The organism is Bernardetia aquimarina (genome assembly GCF_042180575.1).
In the GTDB taxonomy this organism is placed as follows: domain Bacteria; phylum Bacteroidota; class Bacteroidia; order Cytophagales; family Bernardetiaceae; genus Bernardetia.
This window is the reverse complement of sequence record NZ_CP170094.1, coordinates 2480501-2506863: the sequence shown is the minus strand read 5'-3', so window position 1 is coordinate 2506863 and position 26363 is coordinate 2480501. Positions and strand designations below refer to the sequence as shown.

The following is a 26363-nucleotide window of genomic DNA, read 5'->3' as shown; positions in this document are numbered from 1 at the left end:
AAGCTATAAGTTACTGAAAGTATATAAAACTAACATACTATTAGCGTACATAACTCCTATAATAATGTTAAAAAAATAATTTGTTGAAAAATTAGAACTATTAAAATTGTTTTTATATCTTTATGAAACGCTACTCATTTATAAAATAATAGTGTTTTTGTTTTATCACTTTTAAAATACTAAAATGATAGCTGTTGAATATTTAGTTTTCATAGACTCTAAGAACGTAAAATGCAAAGATGAGAAATCTTTTAGACACCTTTTACAATCAGACCCTGATATTATAATAAAGGATAGTAAAATTCATTTTAAAAACACTTTTAAAGTAAATTTTAGTATTCAATCTGGTAAAATAGGAGAAACTGAACAAGTGTACTTTCATCTTATGTTTTCTGTAAATAATGAAGCTCATATAGATAATTTAATAGAACTTTTAAGAAGCGTAAAGTCTGTATTTTCTATCATGACCACATCCCCTCAAGTTTTGTATGATGGTATCAGTCAATATTATGCTGAAAAAACCTATCCTATTATATATCATATAGAAAATTTAGTGAGAAAGTTAATTACTAAATTTATGCTAGTAAATGTAGATATAAATTGGACAAATGAAAAAGTACCAGACGATGTCAGAAGTTCTATTAATGTTGAAAATAAAGATACAACATATTTACATAATGTCGATTTCATTCAGCTAAAAAATTTCTTATTTAGTGAGAAGTATAGTGTAAGTAAAGATAAATTGATAAAAAAAATAAAAGAAATAAATAAGTCATCAGATATAGATTTAGAAGAACTAAAAAATCTAATTCCAACTTCTAACTGGGATAGGTACTTTTCAAAGGAGATAAACATAAGTAAGGAAAAGTTAGTGAAGAAATGGACAGATTTGTATGATTTAAGATGTAAAATTGCCCATAACAAGACATTCAGTAAATCTGATTTTACCAAAGTGACTAACTTGACAGATGAACTTAATCCAATTTTTCAGAAAGCCATTCAGAATTTAGATAGTATTGATGTAAGTGAAAATGATAGAGTAAACTTAGAAGAGGAAGTTGCTGGAAACTTTAATCCAGTACTGGGTGAGTTTATTTCACAATGGAGAAAATTAGAAATAACAACAAAAATTGTTGTAACTAGACTAATAGACAACAAAGAAATTAAAAAAGATGTAAAAGGAAGGAGTTTTGTAAAAGATATAATTCTTTTAAAGAATATAGATATTATAAGTAATGAGAATTATATTGAAGTGAAAAAATTAAGACAGTTAAGAAATCAAATAGTGCATTTTAGTGAAGAAGTATCATTTAGTGAGTTAGCTCTTCAAACATTACGAGTAGTGAAACTAAGAAATATAATAAAGAGCAGTAATAAAGAAGATTAAATATACAAGAAAAGTTAGCTCTGTTAAAATAAAACTAAAGAATTTTTAATCAAAAAAAAGATATGAAAAATAAAAAAAGTACTCTAATCGATGAACTTCTAAAAAGTGGAGAAATTACTATTAATCCAGAGTTAGATAAATATGATGATGTAGTAATGTTTCCAGAGAAGGTAAAAAAAGGAAGAGAAACTATTGCAAGAATAGGTATGCCAAAAGAATATTACGAACAACAAGCCAAACTAAAAGCAGAAAAAGAAAACTCGTAAAATATAAAATTCTACGAGTTTAAGAGTAGGGAAAAGACACGTCTTTTCCTAAATATATTGCAAAAATCTACTTCGCCAAAACAGGCGCATAAATTTCATTTACTTTTTCTACTACATAATCAATTTCTTTAATCGTATTGTATTTGCTAAATGAAAAACGAACCGAAGTATGAGAAGGCTCATTTTTAAGAGCTGTCAAAACATGAGCTATTGTTAGAGTAATTACTACAATCTACTATTTCTCTGAAATTATTTTTAGTGGTTTATTTTGTTTACAGAATATTTAACTTTATAAAAGACCGTTTAAAAGATTGATAGCCAACATCAAGTTTTCCAGTACTATTATACGTTTTTAATAATTGCAATATAGGTCAGTCTCGTAGAAGCAGACTGTTTGTAATCGATTTCTGCTATTTTTAGCTTCATTAGACGGTCTGACCATTTATTTGAAAAAATGTCTAGTAGTATGCAATTTTCCTTTATAGGTCATCATTTTTTTTAGGAAATCTAAACTAAACACTTAGTCACTTAGGTACTGATTTTTTTGTTCAAATAGATATTTTTTTTGTTTCTTTGCATAAAAAAATAACTTTACATCCATGAAATACTTCGAATCAAAACATACTTGGCTTCTTTATATATTGGCTTTTTTCACACTCTTAAATTTATATGCTAATTACAAATATGATTTTGTGTTAGAATTAGCCTCAAAGCCTTTTCTTATTCCCATTTTAGGAATTTATTTTTATGTAAATACTAGAGAAGTAACAATTACGTACAAAAAAAGTCTGACTAATTTTATCTTAATTGCCCTTTCTTTGGCTTGGATTGGCGATGTTTTGTTACTTTTTCAAAAGGAAAGTCCATTGTTTTTTATGCTTGGTTTGGGGAGTTTTCTCATTTCTCATATTTTGTATATTCTTACCTTCAAAAAATCGTTGCAGAATAAAGAATTAGGAGAAACCAAAACTTTACTTATTCGTGCTATTCCATTTATCGGAACTTTTATCTTGATGTTTACTTTTTTGTATAAATCACTGGATGAGGTTATGATTTTTGCTGTTCCTATTTATATGTTAGTGATTATAACAATGGCTTTTATGTCAATGGAACGCACAGGAAAAGTATTGAAAGCTAGTGCAGAATATGTTTTTTTTGGAGCATTTTTATTTATGGTTTCAGATTCGTTACTTGCCATTGATATTTTTGTCAAACATTTTACTATTCCATTCGCATCTGTTTTGGTAATGCTGACTTATGTCGCTGCACAAGCACTGATTGTTTATGGAATGATGATTCAAATAAAATCTAGTTTAAATTAATTCTAATACTTTAACCGTCGTTGAGGTCTGAACCGTCAACGAGGATTATAATTTAGCAAACACAAATAAAAATTTATGTATAATTTACTTAAAGGAAAAGTAGGTATTATTTCAGGAGCTTTAGATGAAAATTCTATTGCTTGGAAAATTGCAGAAACAGCACATGCAGAAGGTGCAAAATTCGTCTTGACAAATGCACCTGTTGCGCTCAGAATGGGAACAATTCAAGAACTTGCAGACAAATGTAATACAATCGTTATTCCTGCTGATGCGACTTCAATAAAAGACTGGGAAAATTTGTATGAAAAAGCAACAGAACATTTAGGAGGAAAACTTGATTTTGCATTGCATTCTATCGGAATGAGTCCAAATGTTCGTAAGAAAAAAGATTATGGCGATTTGAATCATGCTTGGACACTTCAAGCTATTGATATTTCAGGTCTTTCTTTTCATAAAATGCTTCAAGTAGCTGAAAAAATGGATATTCTCAATGATGAAGCTTCTATTGTTGCACTAACTTATATTGCTGCACAAAGAACTTTCCCTGATTATAGTGATATGGCTCATGCTAAAGCTGTTTTAGAATCTATTGCTCGTAGTTATGGATACCGTTTAGGGAAATCTAAAAAAGTAAGAGTAAATACCGTTTCACAATCTCCAACAGCTACAACAGCAGGAACAGGAGTAGGTGGTTTTGATGCTTTTATGAGCTATGCTGAAAAAATGTCGCCGTTAGGAAATGCCTCTGCTCAGGAATGTGCTGATTTTGTTATTTCTCTTTTCTCTGATTTTACGAAGAAAGTAACGATGCAAAATCTTTATCATGATGGAGGTTTTTCTGCAATGGGAGTTTCAGAAGAAGTAATGGAAATGTTTGGGGTAGAAAAATAAAGAGTATTTGATTTTATAATTCTTATTTTTGGATAAAAAAGCGTACTTTTGCGCCATTGATTTTTTCTTGCAATTCATCAAGAAATAAAATCACAAAAATATTTTTTACTTAAAACAGAATTAGAAAAATTATGGCAACTAACCGTACTTTCACAATGATTAAGCCTGACGCTTTTGGCGCAAACAATACAGGCAATATTTTGGCAATGATTGAAGAAGCAGGTTTCCGTTTGGTAGCTGCAAAAATTACTCGTCTTTCTGAGGAGCGTGCAGGACAGTTTTACGAAGTACATAAAGAGCGTCCTTTTTATGGTGACCTTTGTAAGTATATGTCTTCTGGCAATATCGTTGCTGCAATTTTAGAAAAAGAAAATGCAGTTGAAGATTTCCGTAAACTTATAGGAGCAACTAATCCTAAAGATGCAGAAGCTGGAACTGTTCGTGCAAAATATGGCGAATCTATCGAAGCAAATGCTGTCCACGGTTCAGATTCTGATGAGAATGCACAAATCGAAGGAAGTTTCTTTTTCTCTAACTTAGAGAAATTCTAAATCAAAACAGATTTTGATTTTTATAAAAAACCGTTTCAAAAACTAAATTTTGAAACGGTTTTTTGTTGAAACTTAGTTCAGTTTTTCAACCTAATTTCATACTCTCAAGTCAATTACAAGCACAAGAAAAAAATAGCACAATAAAACATACAGAATTTAGCGAAGGGAAAGTAGCTAAATATGTAAAAAAAAAATGACTCTCTAGACTTCTTCGTGCAGATAAAACAGCATCGACAAAGACAAAATAATATTCTATTCTTAGCTTAACTATATTTTTTTAAAGAAAAAACAGTCTTGAACGTTTCAACAAATTACAGATTCAAAGTAAAATTTTGTATTTTGCTTTATCTATTTATACTTAAATTTAATTCAAAATGAATACTAACCTAGAAACAACAAAAGAAAGACCTACTGTAAAAAGCTCAGAGGCTTTTCCTAATTATACACTTCCTTGTAGAGTTTTTGAAAATGTAGATGTCAAAAATCTTAGTCAAGAGGAGTTTGAAGAAATACGTAAAGCAGTTCCTCAAAACGGAGTTATTCTTATCAAGAATCAACACCTTTCGTTAGACGAATTGGTAGCTTGGACAAAACGTTTTGGAGACCCTGTCGAACTTCCAGACGGACTTCGTTTTAATAATTTTCATAAAGAATATCCAGAAGTTACACGTATTTCAAATATTTTACCGAATGGAGAATTATTGCAAAATTATTCGGGTGCAGAATATTGGCACAGTGATGGAGATTTTTGGCAAGCACCAAAAAATTATGTTTTCAGTTGTTTGTATGCTGAAAAAGTACCACCAACAGGAGGCGAAACAGGTTTTGCAGATTTGAGATTGGCTTATAATGGACTTAGCCAAGAATTAAAAGATAAAATCAAGAATCTTCGTGTTTGGGTTTCTCCTAAAAACATTCCTGATTTTGAAGGAGCAAAAGAATCAGAACTTCCACCAGATGCTTATCACAATATTGCTTATTTACACCCAGAAACACAAAAATTATGTTTGTATTTTGGTTGTACAGCTTCTGATATAGAGGGATTGAGCAGAGAAGAAGGACAAGCTCTTTTGAAAGAACTAATGACAGAAGTAGAAAAAAATGAATACGTTTATGCTCACAAATGGAGTCCAAATGACCTTTTAATGTGGGATAATACCTCAACAATGCATCGTAGTTTGGGGGGATACGGAAATTATCCTCGTCTGATGTACCGTACACAGGCGTATGCGAAATAAAGAAAGTCAGAAGTCTGAGGTAAGAAATAAATTCAAATTAAGTTAATAAAAAAAGTCAGAACTAAGAAATGTATAATTGTATTACTTCTTAATTCTGACTTTTTACCTCAGACTTTATTTTAATAGTGACTTTCCATTACTTCCTGCAATGGACTATCTTTTTTTACAAGACTTTTGATGCTTGAGTAAGGAATGAAAATTTCAAATGAACCCATTGAATGTGCTGCAATTTCATCTTCATTAAAACGAAACGTAATTCCACCTTTACTAAGAGCATAGTTATTATTTAAGACAAATTTGTTGTCTTTAAATTGTATTCCTTCTTTTGAAAAATCCTCAATATCTTTAAAACCATATTTATTACGAAAAACTTCCTCAGCTACTTTCGTAAGTTGTGGCATAAAATCCTTCTCAAAAAGCTCCTCTAATTCAATTTGCTCTCCTGTTCCTAAATCAAAATTCACAAAGTTTATTTTATCATTAGCATAAACTCCTCCTTCAAAAACACTTTCTACAAATTCCAAAACTACAATATTATGATTATTGTAATCTAAGATAATCTGATGATGGTTGTCCCACATAGGCATTTGCCCTTCAGCTTTTTGAGCTTCTTCACTTGCCTTTTTATAACGAATTACAAAATCATCTAAAAATTCGCTATGGTCACCAAATTGTTTTTTAGTGCTTTTAGGATGGTCGTAGTTTAGGATGTGGCTATTAATAAATTCATTGATTTTCTTTGCAGTAGCTTTATGTTTTTCATCACCCATTACTACATAAATCAAATCAACAGTAGCCGTTCCACTATAGCTTCTACCTTCATGAACTACCCAAAAGCTAGATGATTTTTCTGGATAATTTTCTTTTACAGTAAAGGTATTGTATTCTTCTCCATCGTAAGAATGCCAAGTACCTGCTATTTCAGTGGGAGACATAAATTTTCCATCAAAAAAACCAACTACGTTTGCTTCTCCTTCTTCAGTTTTGCCTTCAATTTCTTCTAAAGATACACGACCTGTTTCAGAAATTGTTCCTCTGATAGTTCCTTTTTCTTCTTTGTCTAAGAAATAGAAATGACCTTCTAATGTTGAACCAAAACGCATCAAATCAAATTCTATACGTTGGTCGCCAAGTTGTCCATCAAGTTTTTTGTAAAAATATTTTGCAATCTTAATGGGTGTTTTTTCTTCCTTTTTTACGTGTTGATTTTTTTCTGTTTCTGATTGTGCTACTGCCAAAAAAGGAATAGCAAAAAGTAGAGAAAAAGTGAGGAAAAAAGATTTTTTAAAAATAAGAGACTGAGTAATTTTATTTAACTTCATTGTAAGAAATTATTAAATATGTAAATTAAGACAATTTTAGTGTAAAGTTTTGGATAGGTTAAGTCAATTAGTATGTGGAATTCTACTTATAGAAGGGTAATAATAATTGTTGTGTTCTACAAATATACATAATTAACAATCTACTGACTAAAAATAGTATAGATAATCAACATTAAATCAATAATGATGCTATTTTAGGTACATTGTATTTTTTAGACCAAAAACAAAAGCCTTTTTAGGAATTAGTTAAGCTAGTTATTTGTATTAATTCTAAATAAGTCCGAAAAAGAACAAATGATTTTTCTTATAGTTTTTTGCGTATTAATTTTGCAGTATAGAATAAAAAAACATACCTCCTATGCAACTGAACTTCAAGGCTTTAACCATAAATTACAAAACTGCTCCTGTAGAAATACGTGAAAAATTATCTTTGAGTGAAACAGAGTGTCAAAACTTCTTGCAAAGGGCTTCTGATATGTTTGCTTTAAGTGAGCTTTTTGTACTTTCTACCTGTAATAGAACTGAAATTTATTATAGTCTGTCAGAAAATGCGACCTTAAATACTACTTCAAAAATACCTAAAAGTTGTCCTTTTTCTTCTAAACCACTTTCAGAACAACTTATTTCTTTGCTTATTACTCAAAAAGGGCTTTCAAATTCTGAAACTTATTTTCCTTATTTTCAAGCTATAGAAGAGCATAAAGAAGCTGTAAACCATTTGTTTTCAGTGGCTATGGGACTAGAGTCGCAAGTAATTGGAGATATTCAGATTAGCAATCAAGTAAAAAAAGCCTATCAATATAGTGCTGATTTGAATTTGGCAAGTCCATTTTTACATCGCCTTTTACACACTGTTTTTTTTACAAATAAGCGTGTAGCACAAGAAACCAGTTTTAGAGATGGTGCTGCTTCGGTATCTTATGCAGCAACTGAAATGACTTCCGAACTTGCCCAAACCGTAATTCAACCTAAAGTTTTGGTAATTGGAGTGGGAGAAATTGGAGAAGATGTAGTCAAGAATTTAGATGCAGATGATTATCATACTGTAACAATCATGAATCGTACTTTTGAGAAGGCAGAAGAACTTGCAAAGCTAAAAGGATTTGAAGTAGCTAGAATAGAAAACTTGAAAGAAGAAGTACAAAAAGCAGATGTGATTATTTGTTCTGTGGCTGCAAATGAACCTATTTTGACAAAAAAATTAGTAGAAGAGGTTCAAGATATTCGTTTCAAATATTTGATTGATTTATCTGTTCCTAGAAGTGTTGAACCAGAGGTAGAACAGATTCCTCACGTTATGGTATATAATATTGACCAAATACAAAATCGTACAGCAGAAGTAATAGAACGCAGAAAATTAGCTATTCCACATGTAAAATCTATAATTGATGAAGCCATAGAAGGCTTTGAAGATTGGAGTAAAGAAATGATTGTTTCGCCTACTATTCATCGTTTAAAAAATGCCTTAGAGCAAATTCGAAAGGAAGAAATAAACCGTCATTTGAAGAATTTAGATGATAAAGAAATAGAAAAAATAGAAAAAATTACAAAAGGAATGATGCAAAAAATAATTAAACTTCCTGTGATTCAATTAAAGGCAGCCTGCAAGCGTGGAGAAGCCGAAACATTAGTGGATGTTTTGAATGATTTGTTCAACTTAGAACAAGACGAAAAAGTATAAAGTTTTGATGAATGTTTTTTATAAAAAAACTCTTTATTTTCATTAATTGTTAAACAATTTTATCAAAATTATGTTCGTTATTACGGACGGTAATAGTTTTTCATAAGTGCATACGAAAACCTGTATTCTTTGAATACAGGTTTTTTTGTGTGTTTTCATTTGAATAGAATATACTAAAAACAACCTGTAAAGCATCCTTATCTTCAACACTTATACTCATACGTTTTTGGTTTTCGAAAATCAAATTTATCAGTACACCTCAAAGGTGTTTGATAGGAAAAATAATAAATATCTAATACCAAGTTCACGTTAAATCTAACTTCTAAACTTTATTCAAAGGTTTGTTTGTTCATTGGATAAAGGTTGAATGTTCCGATTCCTTTAGCTACTATTTTGCCTGTTTTTTTATTTTTAATATCACAAACTGTATGAACAAGGCGTTTTCCTGTGTGTTCTAAGTTAGCTTCTGCAATAAGTTCGTCGTGAAGTTTGACAGGAAGAAAATAATTGATTTTAAATTCTACCGTAGCGCATAATTTTCCTTGTGCAAACGCATAACTCAAAGCCGAACTTCCAAGAGTTGCGTCCATCAATCCAGCAATTACACCTCCATGACAATGCCCTGGTGCGCTTTGGTGTTTTTCTACAATCTTCATTTCAGAAATGGCATGTCCTACTTCTGGAACGTCTAATGTCATTCCATTGTCTTTTGCAAAATAATTGAATTGATTATAAAGTTCAATTAATTGTTTGTAATTCTTATTTTCTGTAAAAAAGAGCGTTTTTTCTTCTTTGGTGTTTTCCATAATTTGAATAATTATTAGTGATTAATGAATTACTGTATAAATTTTATTTGTTATGCACGCTGAATATTTTGGTAAGGGATTGACTCAAATATTAATGCTTAAACCAGTTTAAAAAAAATAAAAATTATTTTTTACGAGTATTATGATAGTTATAAATTTGATTTTATCAATTTTATCAGACAACAAATGAAAAGCTGTCGGCTACTGACTATTTTTTACTCGCTTGAAATAAAATTTGTTTTTCTTTTTGTGTAAGAGATTCATACCCAGATTCAGATATTTTATCCAAAATAGCATCAATCGTATTTTGTTCTTCAGTAGATTTTTTTGCTCGTGCTTGTTTTTGACGATTTTCATCATCTGCTTTTGCATTTGTGCCACCTCTATAAGCTTTCATTTTGGGCTTTCTTTTAAAGATATTTTGAAAAAAAGTAATAAAACTAACAACAGGCTTGCTCCAATCATTTCCTTTTTTGTACTGAACAATAAATAAATAACCAATTAATGCACCTCCTAAGTGAGCCATATTTCCACCTGCATTGCCTCCAGCAAGAGAAACAAAAGAAAGAATTACATAACCAAGTGCAATCCATTTCAAGCTCACTTCACCTATTAAAAACAAATTCATTTTTACATTAGGAAGTAAAGTTCCTGCTGCCACTACCACAGCATAAACACCAGCCGAAGCTCCAATAAGTCCTAAAGTAGAACCACGAAGTGCAATAAAAAATGGAACAAGATTATAAAGCATCAAAAAAGCAATTGCACCAGCCAAAATACCCCAAATATAAAGTCCTAACAAACGATTTGAACCAATTTCAGAAACCACAATTTGTCCAAACCAATAAAGAATTAACATGTTGAAAAGGATATGAAAAATACCTCCCAAAGAGTGTGTAAAACCATACGTAATAAGTGTCCAAGGACGAAAAGCGAGTTCAGACAAACTTGGAGGTAAATAAAAAGCCTTTACAGCAAACTCACTCAAAGCAGGTAAACTCCCAAACTTAGCCACAATAATAATTGTAGCAAACAGAAGGTAGAAAATCACATTTATCATCACGATACGCATTAAGACATTATCGGATTTGTTCCACTCATATTTTATTCGTTCTGAAAAGTCCATAGTTATATATTTTTTTTATGGTGTCGCTCGTGGGGACACGAGCAACGGTCTTTTTAAATTTACTCTTGCCGTTGTTGGTGTCCCCACCAACGACATAAAACTCTAATTCCATCGCATCGGTTTATCATTCTTTCCCCACAATTTAACCAAAATAATCCCGAAAATAAATCCTCCAATGTGTGCAAAGTGGGCTACATTATCTGTCGGATTGGCTTGATAAATAGCATACACTTCGTATAAAGCATAACCAAAAACTAAATATTTGGCTTTTATTGGAATAGGAGGAAAAAGTAAAACCAGCTTTATATTAGCGAAAATAATCCCAAAGGCTGCCAAAATACCGAATACTGCACCTGATGCGCCTACTGTTTTGATATTTCGTTTAGAGTAAGCAATTCCATCTGCCCAATAACTTTTTGATCTATTTATAACAGCAGCATCAGTAGGATTTTCTTCAAATAAATACACGAATTTTCTTAGCTCTGAAGAGTTATCATATACTCCTTCTTCTTTTGTAAGAGCAAGAAACTCAGCAGGAGTTGGATGTGTTTTATATTCTGTTATATTTGCTTCTGTGTTTTGCACTTCCCAAGCACTCACCCCCACATGCAAAACAGCAGCTCCCAAACCTGCAATCATATAAAGTGCAAGAAATTTTTTAGAGTCAAAATAAGTTTCTAAAGGAGGTCCAAAAATATAAAGTGCATACATATTTCCTAGAAGATGAAATATACTACCAAAGCTAGGGTTACGAGCAAAAAAGCTACTCATATCATGTAAAAACATATGAGTAAGAAGTTGATAAGGAGCAAATGTTTCTGCTCCAAAATAACGTAATGCAAAAATATCAACTAAATCTACATTAAGATAAGATTTTAATAAGACTTGAAGTGCAAAAATACCAATATTGATTATCAATAATACTTTTACAACAGGTGTCATTCTAGGCATATTTCTTTATTTTAATTTCCTAGACCCTAAGGGTTTTCGAAACCCTTAGGGTCTTTGTGTTTTCTTTTATTAATTACTGTATTTTCTTGAAAAATGTTTTAGCTGTTCACTAATAATTAATCACTTATCACTATTTACTTCTTTCATTGAATTTCTGACCATTCTACCAATTCCGAAAATAGTAATTATGGTTAGTAAAATTATTATTATTTCAGAATAAGGAAAATCTGTTTCTGTTTCATTTTCTATCAAACTCTTTAGTGTTTGTGCTTTTGTTCCGATATAAATTGCAAAAAGAGTTCTGGGAAGCATTCCTATAAAAGAGCCTATCAAAAAAATATTTATTGGAAAACGAATCGCAGAAAGCACCAAGTTCATAACTGCAAAAGGCAAGACAGGCGATAATCTCACTAAAATAATCAATTTCCAGCTTTTTTCTTTCAAAGAAGCCAAAAAACGACTTACTTTTGGTTTTTCTAGTAGATTTTTATGAATTTTTTTACCTTCCAAAAATAATCCCAACTGATAACCTATATAAGAAGCAATCAAATAAGAGATAATCATAAAAGGAGTTCCCTCAAAGCTCAAAAAATAACCTGTCAGAAAAGCCATCAAAGTAGTAGGCATGAGCGCAAAACCCATCAAAATACTTACTCCCAAATATAGAAAAAGCCATTGCCAAAAATTCCATAGTAGAAGCTCACTTTCAAAATACAAAAGCAATACCGTAATACCTGTACTTGCCAAAATGGGTAATAAGGCTGACAAAATTACCATACTGATGCTTCGAATATGTTTTTGTAATGTGTTTAGTGTTTTTCTTAGGAATTGCATCAAATGAAACCAAATAAAATAGAATGTTAAAATCTTGTTTCTTTCTAACTAACTACTCAAACTGATGTTTATATATTTCATATTCTTTAGATAAAAAGAAATCATTTTCAAAATTGAAAAAAAATGTCGTACTTCAATTTTCAGAAAAAACTTAGTTTGTGTCCTCAGAAAAATACTAAAAAAAGAAGTGAAATTTAATTTCCCATTATTTCCTTTATTTGATGATATATATAGCAAATTAGTTATAAATTTTATTTATAAGTGGAGTTTTTGGTGCGTTCTGACTTTTGTATTTATTTTTTCAACTACTTATTCTTCTGCTCAACAAACTGTCAGTCTAGATACTAAAAAAAGTCTGTCTCAGTATATTTTCAGAACTTGGACAACAGAAGAAGGATTGCCTTCCAATGCTATTTTAGATATTATTCAAGACCAAAAAGGGTATATTTGGATAGCCACACACGACGGACTAGCTCGTTTTGATGGTGCAAAATTTACGTCTTATACTGTCAAAAACACTCCTATTGTTCGCTCTCATGCTATTCGTTCGCTTTTATCAGACTCCAAAGGAAATGTTTGGATAGGTACACAACGAGGAATTTTGAAATATGAAAATAACCAACTTACTATTCCAATTGAATTTTCTGTACTGAATGAATACAGTATTGAAGTTATTTATGAAGATAAAGAGGGAATTATTTGGATAGGAACAAGTTCGAATGGAGTTTTTCTCTATCAAGATGAACAATTCAGACCACTCAAAGAACTTCGTTTGCATCTTCAAGGTGCAGTTCGTGCTATTTTTGAAAAAAATAATGCACTCTATTTTGCTTCACAGCGTGGCGATATAGTGCGTTATGAAAATAATAAATTTAGCAGAATAATAGATTTTGAACAGACTAGAGGTATTTTGTTTGGAAAAACCATCAATACAACTACTTGGGTAGGAACAGATAATGGTATCAAAATACTACAAGGAGATTCCCTAATCAGTTCTTCTTATCCAGAAATGAATGTTATAAAAGATGCTTTTGATATTTTGGAAGACCAAAATGGTTTTTTTTGGATTGCCTCTGAAAATGGTCTGTATCGGTATAATAAAAAAACAAAAAAACTTGAAAACTACAATGAAACTCAAGGTTTAGCAAATAATATTCTTCAAAAATTATTAGTTGATAGAGAAGGAAATATTTGGATAGGAATGTTTAGAGGTGGACTTGCACAAATATTAGACGGAAAGTTTGTCAATATTAGTATGAGTGAAGGACTTTGCTCAAATGTAATCTACTCTACTCTTCAATTTACACCTGAAAAATATCTTATTGCAGGAGAAAGTGATTCTATTTCTATTGTTTATGGAAATACTGTTCGCAATGCTCGTCTTCCTTTACAGCTTCCTAGTCAGCGCATTCGACATATGCTTTTTGATGCCGATTCTAGCCTTTGGATAAGTACATATAGTGGACTTGTCAAGATTACAAGAGAAAATAAACACAAAATTTATGAACCAAAAGATGGACTTTTAGATGACCATGTTCGGCTTACTTTCCAAACGAAAGATTCTATTTTATGGGCAGGAACACGAAGAGCAGGTCTTTTTTATCTTACCAAAGAAGATTCTTTTACATCTGTAAATGATAATTTAGCCTCCGAAACTATTATGAGTATGGCTGAAGATAAAAAAGGAAATTTGATTGTAGGAACAAAACGAGGAATTTCTTTTATAGAAAACAAAGAAGTCATAAAACAACTTTGGACACAAAATGGACTAGCAAGTAATGTTGTTTTTTCCATTTTTGTAGATGAGAGTAATGTCATTTGGCTAGGTACAGATGCAGGACTAACACGCATAGAAGGCGATAAAATTACAAATTTTGATGCCAGTTCAGGACTTTGTGAAGGGACTGTTTTTGATATTTTGGAAGATAAAGAGGGGTATTTTTGGCTGCCTTGTAATAATGGAATTATGAGAATAGCTACGTCGCAACTTAATGATTTTGCAAATGGAAAAAGAGCATTTGTTGATTGTCGTTTCTTCAACCGAACAGATGGAATGAAAAGTGACCAAATGGTCGGTACAGGAAGAGGATTAGTAGATTTGAAAGGAAATATTTGGTTTCCAACTTATAAAGGAATTACCTATATCAATCCTAAAATAATTACACAAAGAAAGAATGATTCGAAGGCAATTTTTGAAAAACTAGAAACTGATAAAAAAAATATTTATAATTTTGATGAAGAAATTTATTTAGCAGCAGGAACACAGTATTTGTCTATTTTCTTTACAGCTTTTGACTATCAAAACTCATTTTCATTAGATTTCAAATACCGTCTTATTCCTTTTGATAAAGACTGGATAGATTCTCAAAATCAACGAAATGCCACTTATACAAACCTTCCACCCAATGAATATCGTTTTGAAGTAATTACAAGAAAAGGAGATGGAAGCTGGAATGAAGAAAATCCTTCTGTTCTTAATTTTAAAGTACAACCTCATTGGTATCAGCGTTTAATTTTTCAAGTAGGAGCAGTTTTGGGAGTTATTTTACTTTTTTTACTTATTTATTATCTCAGAAACCTTCAATACAAACGCAATCAGATTTATTTAGAAAAAGAGGTTTCTAACCGTACAGAAGAAATCGTAAAACAAAAATCACAACTTCAAGTACAAAAAGAAGAGTTACAAGACACTGTTCAAAGGTTAAATCAAACACAAACTCATTTGGTTCAGTCTGAAAAAATGGCAAGTTTGGGACAGCTAACAGCAGGAATTGCACACGAGATAAATAACCCAATAAATTTTGTGTACGCTGGTGTGGATGCGCTTCAAACTACTTTAGATGAGCTAATGGAACTAATGACTTTGTATGAAGAATATGAAGAGTTAGAAAATAATCAGAATTTGAATGAAGGCGAGGTACAAGAAAAGGAAGAAAAGAAAAAAGCTAAATTCAATGAAATTTTGGAGCTAAAAAACCAAATTGAGTTTAAAGAACTGAAGGAAGATTTGTATCAGCTTGTAAAAGATATTCGTTATGGAGCGCACCGAACAAGTGAAATTGTGAAAGGACTGCGTACTTTTTCTAGGTTGGATGAGGTGGAACTTCGTTGGGCAGACTTACATGAAAACCTCGTCGCTACACTTGTTATTTTACGTCCACAATACAAAGACCATATAGAAGTAATTCGAAATTTTGATTCTCAAATTTCTCAAATAGAATGCTTCCCTGGTAAACTAAATCAAGTTTTTACAAATATTATTGCAAATGCTATTCAAGCAATAGACGAAAAGAGAGAAAAACGAGAGAAAGAAGGAATAAAACGAATAGAAAAAGATGAAATCATTATTTCTACTCAAAAACTCTCAAAATCAGAATCGCCATTAGACACCGAAACAGCAAAAATTTCTATTCAAGATTCTGGAAAAGGAATGAGTGAAGATACAAGACAAAAGATTTTTGAACCGTTTTTTACAACAAAAGGAGTAGGAAAAGGAACAGGTTTAGGACTCTCAATTAGTTTTGGATTGATAGAAAAACATCAAGGAAAAATGGAAGTGGAAAGCACAATCGGATATGGAACTACATTTTTGATTTATTTGCCTATTGATAGAAATGAAATTTTGAAGACATAATACCAAAACAAAAATTACTTTTCCCTTTTAGTGGCGCAAGATTCTATTTTGTGTCTGTCTATTCTGTCAGTATATGTTGATAAAAAAGAGTGTCCAAGCAAAATGCTTGAACGAGCAATATGTAGGGAAAAGTAACTTTTATTTCGGTATTATTCTTTAAATCTTAAAAATATTCTTTCATAAAAAAAGACTTCGTTCTGAAGAGAATAAAGTCTTTTCTAAATATTTTTTTACTAATAGAAGTTACTAACTTACTTGATTTGGTCTAAACCACGAGTATCTATTGAACTGATTTCTTCTTCTTTGGTCATATTACCATCTTTATCAAAACGAATAGCTTTTGTATCACTAACAAAAGCGAGAAAAGTAGTCCCATCTTCGTTTTCTATTCTTCTGATGTGTCCATTTTTACCTTCATGCTTATCAGCCAAATATTCTGTAATTTTTGCTGGAGCAGTACCAGGATTTAGAGAAACGATAGTATCAATCCATTTTCCATTCGCATCAAAACGAGCTGATTTTACTTCATTTTCTTGTTGAAAAATAATATTGTGTTCTCCATTAATTTCGTGGCAACTAATAACTTTAGCACCTGCAAATTTTTGTTCGAAAGTAGGTTTTACATTAGCAGGAATACTTTGAGCATAAGCAAAGGCATTAAGATTTCCAAGAGCAAAAACAAGAACAAATGAGAGTGAAGCGATAAATTTTAACATAGGTATTATTAGGATAAAAGATATTAGGATTGTGGATAGTATTTTTTATTTTCCTTAGATATGAATTATGACGTACAAAATTATTTTTCAAACCAAATTCATTGATATTCATTTCTATGAAACTAGGAATTATATCGATGAACTAAAACAATTATCGTGCAAACAAATTTAATTTTTTTAAGAACTACATATTCCAAGAAAAGTAAAGGTGTAACAAAAAAGAAAAATAACAACTCATTTTGAGTTTTAACTACCTGTTATTAATCAATGGAGCTTAAAAAATAAATGATACTATTTATTTTCATTTTAGCCCTTTTGAATAAATTTTTGATTAAGGTTAGTATAAAAAATATATATTGAACTATCTATTGATAAATTACAATTCAAATTTAATTCAATAATTTACATAAATCTTTTTAGTATTGCAATTTATTCTATTAAAAATTTAGTGTAAGACTTCATCAAAATCTTTACTGATTTTTAACCAAAATAGTTTTTTGTATTATTTTTACTAGATTACCTTATTACAAAAATAGTATAATTTATTGATTATCAAATAGTTATTTCTCAAAGGTATTAAAAAATCAACAATTATTCAACACTTTAAAGACTTTTTATTTATAGACATAGATTGTATTTTTATAAACAAGCTGCTAAGGAAATAATTTTAGTTTACGTATTTTTGCAGAATAGAACATAAAATTTTCATATTGAAAATAGTAGCAAATAATTAGAATGAAAAAAGAACTCTCCTTTGTCCTTCCTCCAGAAATAGCCTTTGAAAAAGATGCCTTTGAAAAATTTATTCGTGAAAAATTAGATATTTCTTCAACGACAGAAGACGTAACCATTAGGCAAACTCGTCGTTCTTTAGATGCTCGTCAGCGAGATTTGAAGGTCAATGTGTGGGCAGAAGTTTTTATAAACGAAAAAGCAACTCCGACTATTTCTTACACAAGAGAATATCCAAATGTCAAGAATGCACCACAGGCAATTATTGTAGGAGCAGGACCAGCAGGAATGTTTGCAGCTCTTCGTTTGGTAGAGTTGGGAATCAAGCCAATTTTGATAGAACGAGGAAAAGATGTAAAAAAACGAGTTTCGGATATTGCAGCTATTAGTCGTCGTCATATTGTCAATCCAGATTCTAATTATTGTTTTGGAGAAGGAGGAGCAGGAACATATTCAGATGGAAAACTCTACACAAGAGCCAAAAAACGAGGCGATTGGCGAAGGATTTTAGAAATTTTTGTAGCTCATGGAGCAAGTGAAGATATTTTAATTGATAATCACCCTCATATTGGAACAAATAAATTGCCTAGAATTGTAGCTGAAATGCGTCAAAGTATTTTAGATGCTGGAGGAGAAGTTTTGTTCGAAACCAAAGTAACTGATTTCATTGTTACAAAAGGAAAAGAAGAAGAACTAAAAGGTGTAGTTTTAGAAAATGGCGATAAAATAGAAGGAATAGGAGTTATTTTGGCAACAGGACACTCAGCAAGAGATATTTTTGAGCTTTTAGATAGAAAAAAAATCTTGATTGAAGCCAAGCCTTTTGCAATCGGTGTGCGTGTAGAGCATCAACAAAAACTCATTGACAAAATTCAATATAAAAGAGAAGAGCGAGATAAATACTTACCTGCTGCTTCTTACTCGCTTGTTCAACAAGTGCCGTTTGATAATTTAGAAAAAGGGGTTTTCTCGTTTTGTATGTGTCCAGGAGGATTTATTGTTCCTGCTGCAACGCTGCAAGGAGAAGTAGTGGTAAATGGAATGTCGCCTTCAAAACGAAATTCAAAATATGCTAATTCTGGAATTGTGGTTGCAATAGATGAGCGAGAATGGAATAAAAAATATGCAAAAAAAGGAGCTTTAGCAGGATTATATTATCAAGAAGAAATTGAAAAAAATGCCTGTCAAGTGGCAGGAAATACACAAGCTGCACCAGCACAACGATTATTAGATTTTACACAGAAAAAAGTTTCTTCATCACTTTTAGATACTTCTTATCAACCTGGACTAATTTCGGTAGAAATGGGAAAAGTGTTGCCTCCTGAAATTGTAGAACGTTTGAGGATGGGTTTTAAGGCATTTGACAAAAAAATGAAAGGTTTCTTGACCAACGAAGCCCAGATTGTAGGTGTAGAAAGTCGTACTTCTTCGCCTGTGCGTATTCCTAGAGAACGAGAAACAAATGAACATCCAATTTTGAAACGCTTTTTTCCTTGTGGAGAAGGTGCAGGTTATGCTGGAGGAATCGCTTCGGCTGCTATGGATGGAGAACGATGTGCTGAGAGGTTGGCAGAATTATATGGAAAGTAATTGTAACATGAACTCGGTGTTATACTTGTTGATTATCAATGAATTATGTCGTTTTTTTAGTCGTCAGTTATCCTTTCAAACTGATATTGATTAAATGTTAGAGCAGACCGAAAGTAGCATAGGATATAGAGAAGTATGTTAGACTATTTTTAATCTTGAGTTTATATTAGATTTAAGAAGTTAGAAATAACGAAAGAGAATTTCTTGTAGGGAAAAGGCACACCTTTTACAACAACAACAAACCCTAAAATTCATTCATAAAGAGTTTTAGGGTTTGTTGTTTCTAGTTGTAGAAAAGTCTATTTTACGCTTCTTGAGAAGTCTTATTTGTTTTCTTTTTGAAACGATTGGCTACTTTCAAATCTTTCATTCCATTAGACCAGTCATAAAAACCAGTTCCAGATTTTGCGCCTTTGTGTCCTGCATTTACCATATTTACCAAAAGTGGACAAGGAGCATATTTTGGATTTCCAAAACCTTCAAATAATACTTCCAAAATAGAACGGCATACATCAAGACCAATAAAATCAGCCAACTGCAAAGGACCCATTGGATGCGACATTCCTAGTTTCATTACGGTATCAATTTCTTCTACACCTGCAACCCCTTCATAAAGGGCATAAATTGCCTCATTAATCATTGGCATTAAGATACGATTCGAAACAAATCCTGGATAATCACTTACTTCAACAGGAATTTTGCCTAAATTTTTAGACATTTCCATAATTCTGTCTGTAATTTCGTCAGACGTAGAATAGCCACGAATAACCTCAACGAGTTTCATGACAGGAACAGGATTCATAAAGTGCATTCCAATTACTTTTTCTGGACGTTGAGTAGCTCCAGCAATACGAGTAATAGAAATAGAAGATGTGTTTGTTGCTAAAATAGTTTTTTCATCACATACTTTATCCAAATTCTCAAAAATTTTGAGTTTGATTTCCATGTTTTCGGTAGCTGCTTCTACTACCAAATCTACTCCTTTTACACCTTCTTCTACACTTGTAAAAGTTGTAATTCGTTTCAAAGTAGCTATTTTTTCCTCTTCTGTCAAGATTCCTTTATTTACTTGACGATCAAGATTTTTACCGATTGTATTTAAGCCTTTTGTAAGAGCATTTTCAGAAATATCAATAAAAGATACTTGATGGTTATTTTGAGCAAAAACGTGAGCAATTCCGTTACCCATAGTTCCTGCACCAATGACTGCAATGTGATTCATATTTGTAAAGTTTGTTTCAGTTTTGATTTTTACTGGTTGATACTTAGTTTATTATACAGATTAGGTTTCTGTATTACCTTAATTACAAAGATAACTTTTAAAGTCTAAAATTAAGAATTTGTTAAGATAAGTCTAAAAAATGAAGCTAAATTTTATTTTGATAAAAACGCATTTGTGAAAGTCTTGATTATATAATCTAATCCAACAGTGCAGAATTGAATGTAATTTTAGCAACTCTCATTATATTTGTATATTAGATAAAAGTGTAAACTCAAAGACTTTGAAGTAGATACATTGAATGTTAAGCTATTATCTTGTTTATCTTAATCAACAGATAATCAGCATTTTATTTTGTGTGTTTTTTATAAAGTAGTATTAGAAATCCTATTTTAAGTAGTTAGACAAAATTATTAAATATTTTTTTTATCTTTGTTTTATGAGAGGAAAAAAACGTTTTATTAGTTTGAGTATAGAGGAAGTATCTTCCTTAGAGCAAGGTTGGAAAGAAGGTAAATCATCAACTTTCCGTACTCGTTGTCATTACATTCTTTTAAGCCATCAAGGAAAAAAGGTTAGTGAGATAATGGATTTTTATCAAGTTACTCGCCAATTAGTTATTCGTTGGTTTAATCGGTATGAAAAAGAGGGCATAGCAGGATTAGAGACGAGTAAAGGACAAGGTCGTCGCCCTATTCTTCGTATAGATAATGAAGAAGAAATGAATAAAGTAGAATCTCTAGTTGAAGCCAGTCCTCAAAGTTTGAAAGTAGTTGTTTCTCAATTGGAAGAGGAATTGGGTAAATCTATGTCAGTCAAGACTTTAAAAAGGTTGCTTAAAAAAAAAATGGTGTTGGAAACGCTTCAGAAAAGTAACTGTTAAGAAACCTGACCCTGTTGTATATGAAGAAAAAAAACGTAGTTTAGAATTTCTCATTCTTTTATTTTTAGCAGGCTGTATAGATTTGCGTTTTTGTGATGAGTCTTCCTTCAATTTAGAACCCAATGTTCCTTATGGTTGGTGTAGAATAGGAGAACAAGTAGGCATTAAAAGTAGTAAGGGAGGTAATTTAAATGTATTTGGATTGCTTAACTTGCGTGGAGAACTAAGCAGTTTTGTAAGCACCCAAAACATTAATTCTAAAGTTATCATTGATTGTATAGATCAGTTTGTAGAAACAATTGAAAAAACGACTGTTCTAGTGTTAGATAATGGACCTTGGCATATTTCTAAAGAAATAGAAGAGAAAATAGAGGAATGGGAAGAGAAAGGAGTACTTATTTTCTACTTACCTTCTTACAGTCCACATTTGAATCCCATAGAAACACTATGGAGAAAAATCAAAATAGAGTGGTTAAGACCTCAAGATTTCACGAGTAAAGAAGACTTACATCAAGCTGTAAAAAATATTCTAAAAAAATACAATAGTAAAAAGTATAAAATTGATTTTACTATATATAAAGGAAAATTGTTACGATAATTATGTCTAACTACTTATATAAAAAAATACTGCATTAATTTAGTATTTTGGTGTAGCAACCAAAAATACATTCTTAACAGCCACTTTAACACATAAACAAAATCAAGACTAAAAAATATTAATCGTCATAAAACCTAACTATATGAAAAATTTACTTTATCTAAATAAAAGAGCATTTATTTTCCTATTGTTTGTTGTATTTTTCTTTGAATCTAATGCTGTTGCTCAACAACTAACACAAGGAATTACTTATCAAGGGAAATTAGTGGAAAATGGGCTACCTGTTTCGGGTAACCAGACTATATTTTTCGAACTCATTGACAATACTGGAAATATTACTTGGTCAGAAACACAAACTGTAACTGTACAAGATGGATTATATTCAGTTGTTTTGGGAAGTCAAACACCTTTGCCTTCTAGTGTTTTTTCAGCTACTCCCAATCTAAATTTACGAGTTACTATCAATGGCAATGTCCTTTCACCAAATGTTCCATTGCGTGCTACACCTTATGCTCATACAGCAGGAAGTGTAATCAGAAATAGTATCGGAACACTTCAAATTATTGATGGTTCTATTCTTCCAACAGATATTAGAAGTGGAGGAAATGACAAACTACTCGGAACAACTGTTTCGGGAGAAGTAGTTTGGTTAGATAGGGCTACTACAGTATCAGCTTCGGGTGTAGCAGGGGGAGATTTGACAGGTTCTTATCCAAACCCACAAATTGCAGTAGATTCAGTAGATTCGGATAATATTTTGGATGGAACGATTACAAATATTGATATTAATGCTAATGCAGCTATTTTAGGTACAAAGATAGACCCTGATTTTGGAAATCAAGATATTTCTACAACTGGAGATATTGAAGGCGATGAGCTAAATATAAATGGAGAAGCTAATATTATAGGAGAAGTAAACATTGAAGATGATGTCTTCGTAGATGCTGATTTAGAAATGACTGGAGATATAATAATTGGAGGCAGAGCTACTTCTGCTCAAACGGTTGTTGGAGATGCAGGAAATACACTTACTACCAAAGATTATGTGGATGGACAAATCACAGGAGCTGCTGCTTTGGTAGATAATGTTACTATTGAATATAATGGAATTAGTGAGTTGATAGTAAAAGATGGAGGAATTTCGAATGCCAAATTACAACCCAATTCTGTGAGCAATACGAATCTACAAAATAATTCTGTGACTATAAATACAGGTGCAGGATTAAATGGAGGAAATACTGTTGCTTTAGGTGGAACTATTAATTTGACTGCTACAGATGCAAGTATAACAAATGAATTACAAGATTTAACATTAGCAGGCAATACTCTTTCTATCACAAACGATCCAACTCCTACTAATACGATTGATTTAACTCCTTATCTAAATACAGATAACCAAAATCTGAATCTGACAGCTACCACAGTAGGAACAAGAGATATTACAATTACAGGAGGAAATACACTAGCTTTAAATGTAGAAGATGGCGATTTTGACAATACAAATGAATTGCAAGACTTACAACTTCTTATAGATACATTGACAATTACAGGAAACCCTAGTGCTACAAGTATAGACTTAACTCCTTATAGGCAAAATTTGCTTATGAGTGGTAATCAAATACAAATTAGTGGTGGAGGTAGTGCTAACTTATCTTTCAATCCTCCTATGGTAGATGGAGAAGTTTTAACATGGAGTCAAACCAATAATCGTTGGGAAGCAATAACACCTGCTACATTTACCAATACAGATAATCAAACTTTATCTTTAACAGGCACTACTCCAACAACAAGACAAATTACGATAAGTGGAGGCAATTTTTTGAATTTAAATATAAATGATGCTGATTTTGATATTACTAACGAAATTCAAGATATAGCTATTACAGGCAATTCTATTGGAATTACTGGAGGAACAGGTTTTAATCTTACACCTAATGCACCAGCTAATGGACAAGTTTTGACTTGGAATAATCTTGCTACAAGATGGGAAGCTCAAAACACACCTTCTTCTCCTTTCACAATTTCAGGACTAAATATATTTAGAAATGTAGCCAATGAAAAATTCATTTATGGCTCTGACCAAATGAATCATACAGCAGCAGGAGCAAATCGTATGTTTTATGATAAAGCTACTGGTGCTTTTAGAACAGGGGGAACAACAGGAACAGCTTGGGATACTCGTGGAGCTTTTTCTTTTGCAGCAGGAGAAAATAATATAGCTATTGGGACTGGAAACACAGTTTCAGGAGGTAATAATAATCAAGCTCTCAATAACCAAAGTACAGTTGGAGGAGGGGGAAGTAATGTTGCAGGAGGTTTTCGTTCTACCGTAGGTGGAGGCTTTCAAAATACAGCAAATGGAGTAAACTCTACTGTTGCAGGAGGACGTGATAATATAATCGGTGGTGCAGCAGGTTCTGCTAACATTGCAGGAGGGCTAGAAAATAATATATCTGGAGGAAATAGAAATGCTATTGGTGGAGGTTTTCGAAATGCTATATTTACAGGTTTGTATAATACTATTGCAGGAGGAAACACAAACGAATCTACAAATAGTTACACCACTATTGGAGGGGGAAGTTTAAATAAAGCCAATGGAGAATATAGTACCTTAGCAGGTGGAGAAAGTAATGAAGTTAACGGCTTATATGGAACAATAGGAGGAGGTTTTGCAAATGTTGCTGAAGGCATTTCTAGTACCATAGCAGGTGGAACTGATAATCAGGCATTTGGAGAACAGAGCAGTATTTTAGGAGGAACAGGTTTGTTTGCTCGTTCATATGGAGAAGTTGTACTAGGATTCTTTAATACAGATTATACTCCTACAAGTGCTACAAGTGTACAACTTGATGATAGGCTCTTAGTAATCGGAAATGGTCTTAGTGATGCTTCTCGTTCAAATGCAATGGTCTTATATAAAGATGCTACTTTAGAATTAAAAGATTTTGGACTTACTTCTCCATCTAATCCAACAGGACGTTTGTATGTAGAAGCAGGACAGTTACATTTTGATGGATCTCCAGTAGGAGGTACAACCTACACAGCAGGAACAGGAATAAGTATTAGTGCAGGAGTAATTAGTAGTGATGACTTTGACCCTGGAAATGAAATTCAACAAATAAGTTTCAATGCAGGAACAAATATACTTACTCTAGATAATGGTGGAGGAACGGCAGATTTGAGTTCATTAGCTGGTGGGGGTTCTCCTTTCACAGTTTCAACACCAAACGTATTTAGAAATGTAGCTAACGAAAAATTTATTTTTGGTTCTAACCAAATGAACTTTTCAGCAGGAACTGATAACCGTATGTTCTTTGATGATGCTACTGGTGCTTTCAGAGTAGGTGGAACAACAGGAGTACTTTGGGATACTCGTGGAGCTTTTTCTTTTGCAGCAGGACAAAATACGAGTGCAACAGGTTCACATAGTACTGTATCTGGTGGTGTTGGCAATTTAGCTAATTTTGACTTTGCAACTGTTGGTGGAGGTTTGGGAAACCAAGCAAATAATTTATATGCAACAGTAGCAGGAGGACAAAATGCAAGAGCTGATGGACAGTTCAGTTCTATTGGAGGTGGAGATGATAATCAAGCTATTGGAGGGTATAGTACCGTAACAGGAGGAAACACTAATATTGCTAGTGGATTAAATAGTACCGTAACAGGAGGAAATACAAATACTGCGAGTGGAGATTATAGTGTAGTTAGTGGAGGGAGAGTAAATTTAGCTACAGGTCTATACAGTACTGTAGCAGGAGGCGAACAGAGTTCTGCTGAAGGTGATTACTCATTTACTTTTGGAATAGACAACACAAACCAAGGAGATTTCTCTACTGCTATTGGTTCAAAATTAGTAATAGATCCTTTAGCAATAGGAACATTTGCAGTTGGAGATAGAGGTATTGGTTTCACAGGAACAACATTAACAGCCTCAGATCATTTTTATGGTCGTTTTGCAGGTGGTTATACTTTTGGTACTAGTACTAATGGGTTAGGTAATATAGATGACGGAGTTTATATTACAGGAGGAGCAAACCCTAGAATGGGAATAGGAATAAATGCTCCCACAGAATCATTACACGTTATAGGTAATATTCTTGCATCAGGAACGGTTACACCAAGTGATATTCGTTATAAAAAAAATATTCTAACTCTAAATAATTCCATTTCAAATATCCAAAAATTAAGAGGAACGTCTTATGATTGGAAAGATAAAAAAAGAGGAACAAAATTACAATTTGGTGTTATCGCCCAAGAAATAGAAGAGGTATTTCCTAATCTAGTTCATACAGATAATGAAGGGTATAAATCTGTAAATTATACTGGACTTATTCCTGTACTCATAGAAGCGACCAAAGAACAACAAACTATCATAGAAGCACAAGAAGAAAAAATCTCAAAATTAGAAACACAAGTAAAAGAACTCAAAGAACTTGTCTTGCTTTTGAAAGATGAGAATGATTCTAACTCTACACTATCTAAAAAAGTAGATGCTTTAGAAAAACAACTTATCAGCCTTGTCAATCAACTTAGTGAACTGACAGCACAGAAATAAAATAAAGATAAACATAAAGTAGATAATTTTCCATCAAACCATACTATTCTGTAGTATGGTT

Annotated in this window: 19 protein-coding genes and 1 pseudogene; 12 read left to right on the top strand and 8 right to left on the bottom strand. The window is 31.9% G+C overall.

The window, feature by feature from the left end; translation table 11 throughout:
• Positions 1-184: 184 nt before the first annotated feature.
• On the top strand, positions 185-1387 hold the full coding sequence (locus ACE193_RS10605) for a Swt1 family HEPN domain-containing protein (protein ID WP_375562944.1): 1203 nt from the start codon (positions 185-187) through the stop codon (positions 1385-1387).
• Between the two features lie 62 nt (positions 1388-1449).
• Positions 1450-1653: a hypothetical protein gene (locus ACE193_RS10600; RefSeq protein WP_375562943.1), complete on the top strand. Its 204-nt coding sequence runs from the start codon at positions 1450-1452 to the stop codon at positions 1651-1653.
• A gap of 67 nt (positions 1654-1720) precedes the next feature.
• Here the strand turns inward: ACE193_RS10600 and ACE193_RS10595 are convergent, their stop codons facing one another.
• Positions 1721-1852, bottom strand: coding sequence for a hypothetical protein (locus ACE193_RS10595; protein WP_375562942.1), 132 nt, complete (start codon positions 1850-1852; stop codon positions 1721-1723).
• A 400-nt stretch (positions 1853-2252) separates the two neighbouring features.
• Between ACE193_RS10595 and ACE193_RS10590 the strand changes: the two genes are divergently transcribed.
• The 4 genes from ACE193_RS10590 (at position 2253) to ACE193_RS10575 (ending at position 5655) form a co-directional block, all read left to right on the top strand.
• Complete coding sequence (locus ACE193_RS10590) at positions 2253-2975, top strand: lysoplasmalogenase (RefSeq protein ID WP_375562941.1); 723 nt, start codon at positions 2253-2255, stop codon at positions 2973-2975.
• Between the two features lie 75 nt (positions 2976-3050).
• A complete protein-coding gene (locus tag ACE193_RS10585; RefSeq protein WP_375562940.1) occupies positions 3051-3866 on the top strand; it encodes an enoyl-ACP reductase in 816 nt (271 codons plus the stop codon).
• Between the two features lie 131 nt (positions 3867-3997).
• Positions 3998-4417, top strand: coding sequence for a nucleoside-diphosphate kinase (locus ACE193_RS10580; RefSeq protein ID WP_375562939.1), 420 nt, complete (start codon positions 3998-4000; stop codon positions 4415-4417).
• 374 nt (positions 4418-4791) lie between these two features.
• Positions 4792-5655: a TauD/TfdA dioxygenase family protein gene (locus ACE193_RS10575; protein WP_375562938.1), complete on the top strand. Its 864-nt coding sequence runs from the start codon at positions 4792-4794 to the stop codon at positions 5653-5655.
• A 119-nt stretch (positions 5656-5774) separates the two neighbouring features.
• Here ACE193_RS10575 and ACE193_RS10570 read toward each other — a convergent pair whose 3' ends face one another.
• Positions 5775-6977: an RsiV family protein gene (locus ACE193_RS10570; protein WP_375562937.1), complete on the bottom strand. Its 1203-nt coding sequence runs from the start codon at positions 6975-6977 to the stop codon at positions 5775-5777.
• A gap of 358 nt (positions 6978-7335) precedes the next feature.
• On the opposite strand from ACE193_RS10570, the gene hemA reads away from it, so the two are divergent.
• Positions 7336-8658 carry a glutamyl-tRNA reductase gene (gene hemA / locus ACE193_RS10565; RefSeq protein WP_375562936.1) on the top strand — a complete coding sequence of 441 codons (1323 nt, stop codon included), beginning with the start codon at positions 7336-7338 and terminating at the stop codon, positions 8656-8658.
• A gap of 329 nt (positions 8659-8987) precedes the next feature.
• Here hemA and ACE193_RS10560 read toward each other — a convergent pair whose 3' ends face one another.
• The 4 genes from ACE193_RS10560 to ACE193_RS10545 form a co-directional block, all read right to left on the bottom strand.
• The gene (locus ACE193_RS10560) at positions 8988-9464 is read right to left on the bottom strand and encodes a PaaI family thioesterase (RefSeq protein ID WP_375562935.1); all 477 of its coding nucleotides are present in this window, start codon (positions 9462-9464) and stop codon (positions 8988-8990) included.
• Between the two features lie 208 nt (positions 9465-9672).
• On the bottom strand, positions 9673-10590 hold the full coding sequence (locus ACE193_RS10555) for a rhomboid family intramembrane serine protease (RefSeq protein ID WP_375562934.1): 918 nt from the start codon (positions 10588-10590) through the stop codon (positions 9673-9675).
• 102 nt (positions 10591-10692) lie between these two features.
• Entirely contained in the window at positions 10693-11541 is an 849-nt protein-coding gene (locus ACE193_RS10550) for a rhomboid family intramembrane serine protease (protein WP_375562933.1), read from the bottom strand.
• Between the two features lie 120 nt (positions 11542-11661).
• A complete protein-coding gene (locus ACE193_RS10545) occupies positions 11662-12375 on the bottom strand; it encodes a TVP38/TMEM64 family protein (protein ID WP_375562932.1) in 714 nt (237 codons plus the stop codon).
• A gap of 187 nt (positions 12376-12562) precedes the next feature.
• On the opposite strand from ACE193_RS10545, the gene ACE193_RS10540 reads away from it, so the two are divergent.
• Positions 12563-16009: a two-component regulator propeller domain-containing protein gene (locus ACE193_RS10540; RefSeq protein WP_375562931.1), complete on the top strand. Its 3447-nt coding sequence runs from the start codon at positions 12563-12565 to the stop codon at positions 16007-16009.
• A 251-nt stretch (positions 16010-16260) separates the two neighbouring features.
• Here the strand turns inward: ACE193_RS10540 and ACE193_RS10535 are convergent, their stop codons facing one another.
• Positions 16261-16725, bottom strand: a complete 465-nt coding sequence (locus ACE193_RS10535) for a hypothetical protein (protein ID WP_375562930.1) — start codon at positions 16723-16725, stop codon at positions 16261-16263.
• 735 nt (positions 16726-17460) lie between these two features.
• Between ACE193_RS10535 and ACE193_RS10530 the strand changes: the two genes are divergently transcribed.
• Positions 17461-19047 (top strand): NAD(P)/FAD-dependent oxidoreductase, encoded by a 1587-nt coding sequence (locus ACE193_RS10530; protein WP_375562929.1) that lies wholly within the window; start codon positions 17461-17463, stop codon positions 19045-19047.
• 304 nt (positions 19048-19351) lie between these two features.
• Here ACE193_RS10530 and ACE193_RS10525 read toward each other — a convergent pair whose 3' ends face one another.
• Positions 19352-20269 (bottom strand): 3-hydroxybutyryl-CoA dehydrogenase, encoded by a 918-nt coding sequence (locus ACE193_RS10525; RefSeq protein WP_375562928.1) that lies wholly within the window; start codon positions 20267-20269, stop codon positions 19352-19354.
• Positions 20270-20705: 436 nt separating this feature from the next.
• Between ACE193_RS10525 and ACE193_RS10520 the strand changes: the two genes are divergently transcribed.
• The 3 genes and pseudogenes from ACE193_RS10520 to ACE193_RS10510 all read left to right on the top strand — a co-directional run bounded on the left by ACE193_RS10520 (position 20706) and on the right by ACE193_RS10510 (position 26302).
• Complete coding sequence (locus ACE193_RS10520; RefSeq protein WP_375558679.1) at positions 20706-21149, top strand: helix-turn-helix domain-containing protein; 444 nt, start codon at positions 20706-20708, stop codon at positions 21147-21149.
• A 31-nt stretch (positions 21150-21180) separates the two neighbouring features.
• Positions 21181-21747, top strand: a pseudogene (locus tag ACE193_RS10515) (IS630 family transposase); the annotation flags it as partial.
• Positions 21748-21889: 142 nt separating this feature from the next.
• A complete protein-coding gene (locus ACE193_RS10510; protein WP_375562927.1) occupies positions 21890-26302 on the top strand; it encodes a tail fiber domain-containing protein in 4413 nt (1470 codons plus the stop codon).
• Positions 26303-26363 lie beyond the last annotated feature (61 nt).

Bases quoted from the DNA above. Each gene is read 5' to 3' on its own strand.
- ACE193_RS10605 (WP_375562944.1), top strand. From the start codon at position 185: ATGATAGCTGTTGAATATTTAGTTTTCATAGACTCTAAGAACGTAAAA.
- ACE193_RS10600 (WP_375562943.1), top strand. From the start codon at position 1,450: ATGAAAAATAAAAAAAGTACTCTAATCGATGAACTTCTAAAAAGTGGA.
- ACE193_RS10590 (WP_375562941.1), top strand. From the start codon at position 2,253: ATGAAATACTTCGAATCAAAACATACTTGGCTTCTTTATATATTGGCT.
- ACE193_RS10585 (WP_375562940.1), top strand. From the start codon at position 3,051: ATGTATAATTTACTTAAAGGAAAAGTAGGTATTATTTCAGGAGCTTTA.
- ACE193_RS10580 (WP_375562939.1), top strand. From the start codon at position 3,998: ATGGCAACTAACCGTACTTTCACAATGATTAAGCCTGACGCTTTTGGC.
- ACE193_RS10575 (WP_375562938.1), top strand. From the start codon at position 4,792: ATGAATACTAACCTAGAAACAACAAAAGAAAGACCTACTGTAAAAAGC.
- ACE193_RS10570 (WP_375562937.1), bottom strand. From the start codon at position 6,977: ATGAAGTTAAATAAAATTACTCAGTCTCTTATTTTTAAAAAATCTTTT.
- hemA (WP_375562936.1), top strand. From the start codon at position 7,336: ATGCAACTGAACTTCAAGGCTTTAACCATAAATTACAAAACTGCTCCT.
- ACE193_RS10560 (WP_375562935.1), bottom strand. From the start codon at position 9,464: ATGGAAAACACCAAAGAAGAAAAAACGCTCTTTTTTACAGAAAATAAG.
- ACE193_RS10555 (WP_375562934.1), bottom strand. From the start codon at position 10,590: ATGGACTTTTCAGAACGAATAAAATATGAGTGGAACAAATCCGATAAT.
- ACE193_RS10550 (WP_375562933.1), bottom strand. From the start codon at position 11,541: ATGCCTAGAATGACACCTGTTGTAAAAGTATTATTGATAATCAATATT.
- ACE193_RS10545 (WP_375562932.1), bottom strand. From the start codon at position 12,375: ATGCAATTCCTAAGAAAAACACTAAACACATTACAAAAACATATTCGA.
- ACE193_RS10535 (WP_375562930.1), bottom strand. From the start codon at position 16,725: ATGTTAAAATTTATCGCTTCACTCTCATTTGTTCTTGTTTTTGCTCTT.
- ACE193_RS10530 (WP_375562929.1), top strand. From the start codon at position 17,461: ATGAAAAAAGAACTCTCCTTTGTCCTTCCTCCAGAAATAGCCTTTGAA.
- ACE193_RS10525 (WP_375562928.1), bottom strand. From the start codon at position 20,269: ATGAATCACATTGCAGTCATTGGTGCAGGAACTATGGGTAACGGAATT.
- ACE193_RS10520 (WP_375558679.1), top strand. From the start codon at position 20,706: ATGAGAGGAAAAAAACGTTTTATTAGTTTGAGTATAGAGGAAGTATCT.
- ACE193_RS10510 (WP_375562927.1), top strand. From the start codon at position 21,890: ATGAAAAATTTACTTTATCTAAATAAAAGAGCATTTATTTTCCTATTG.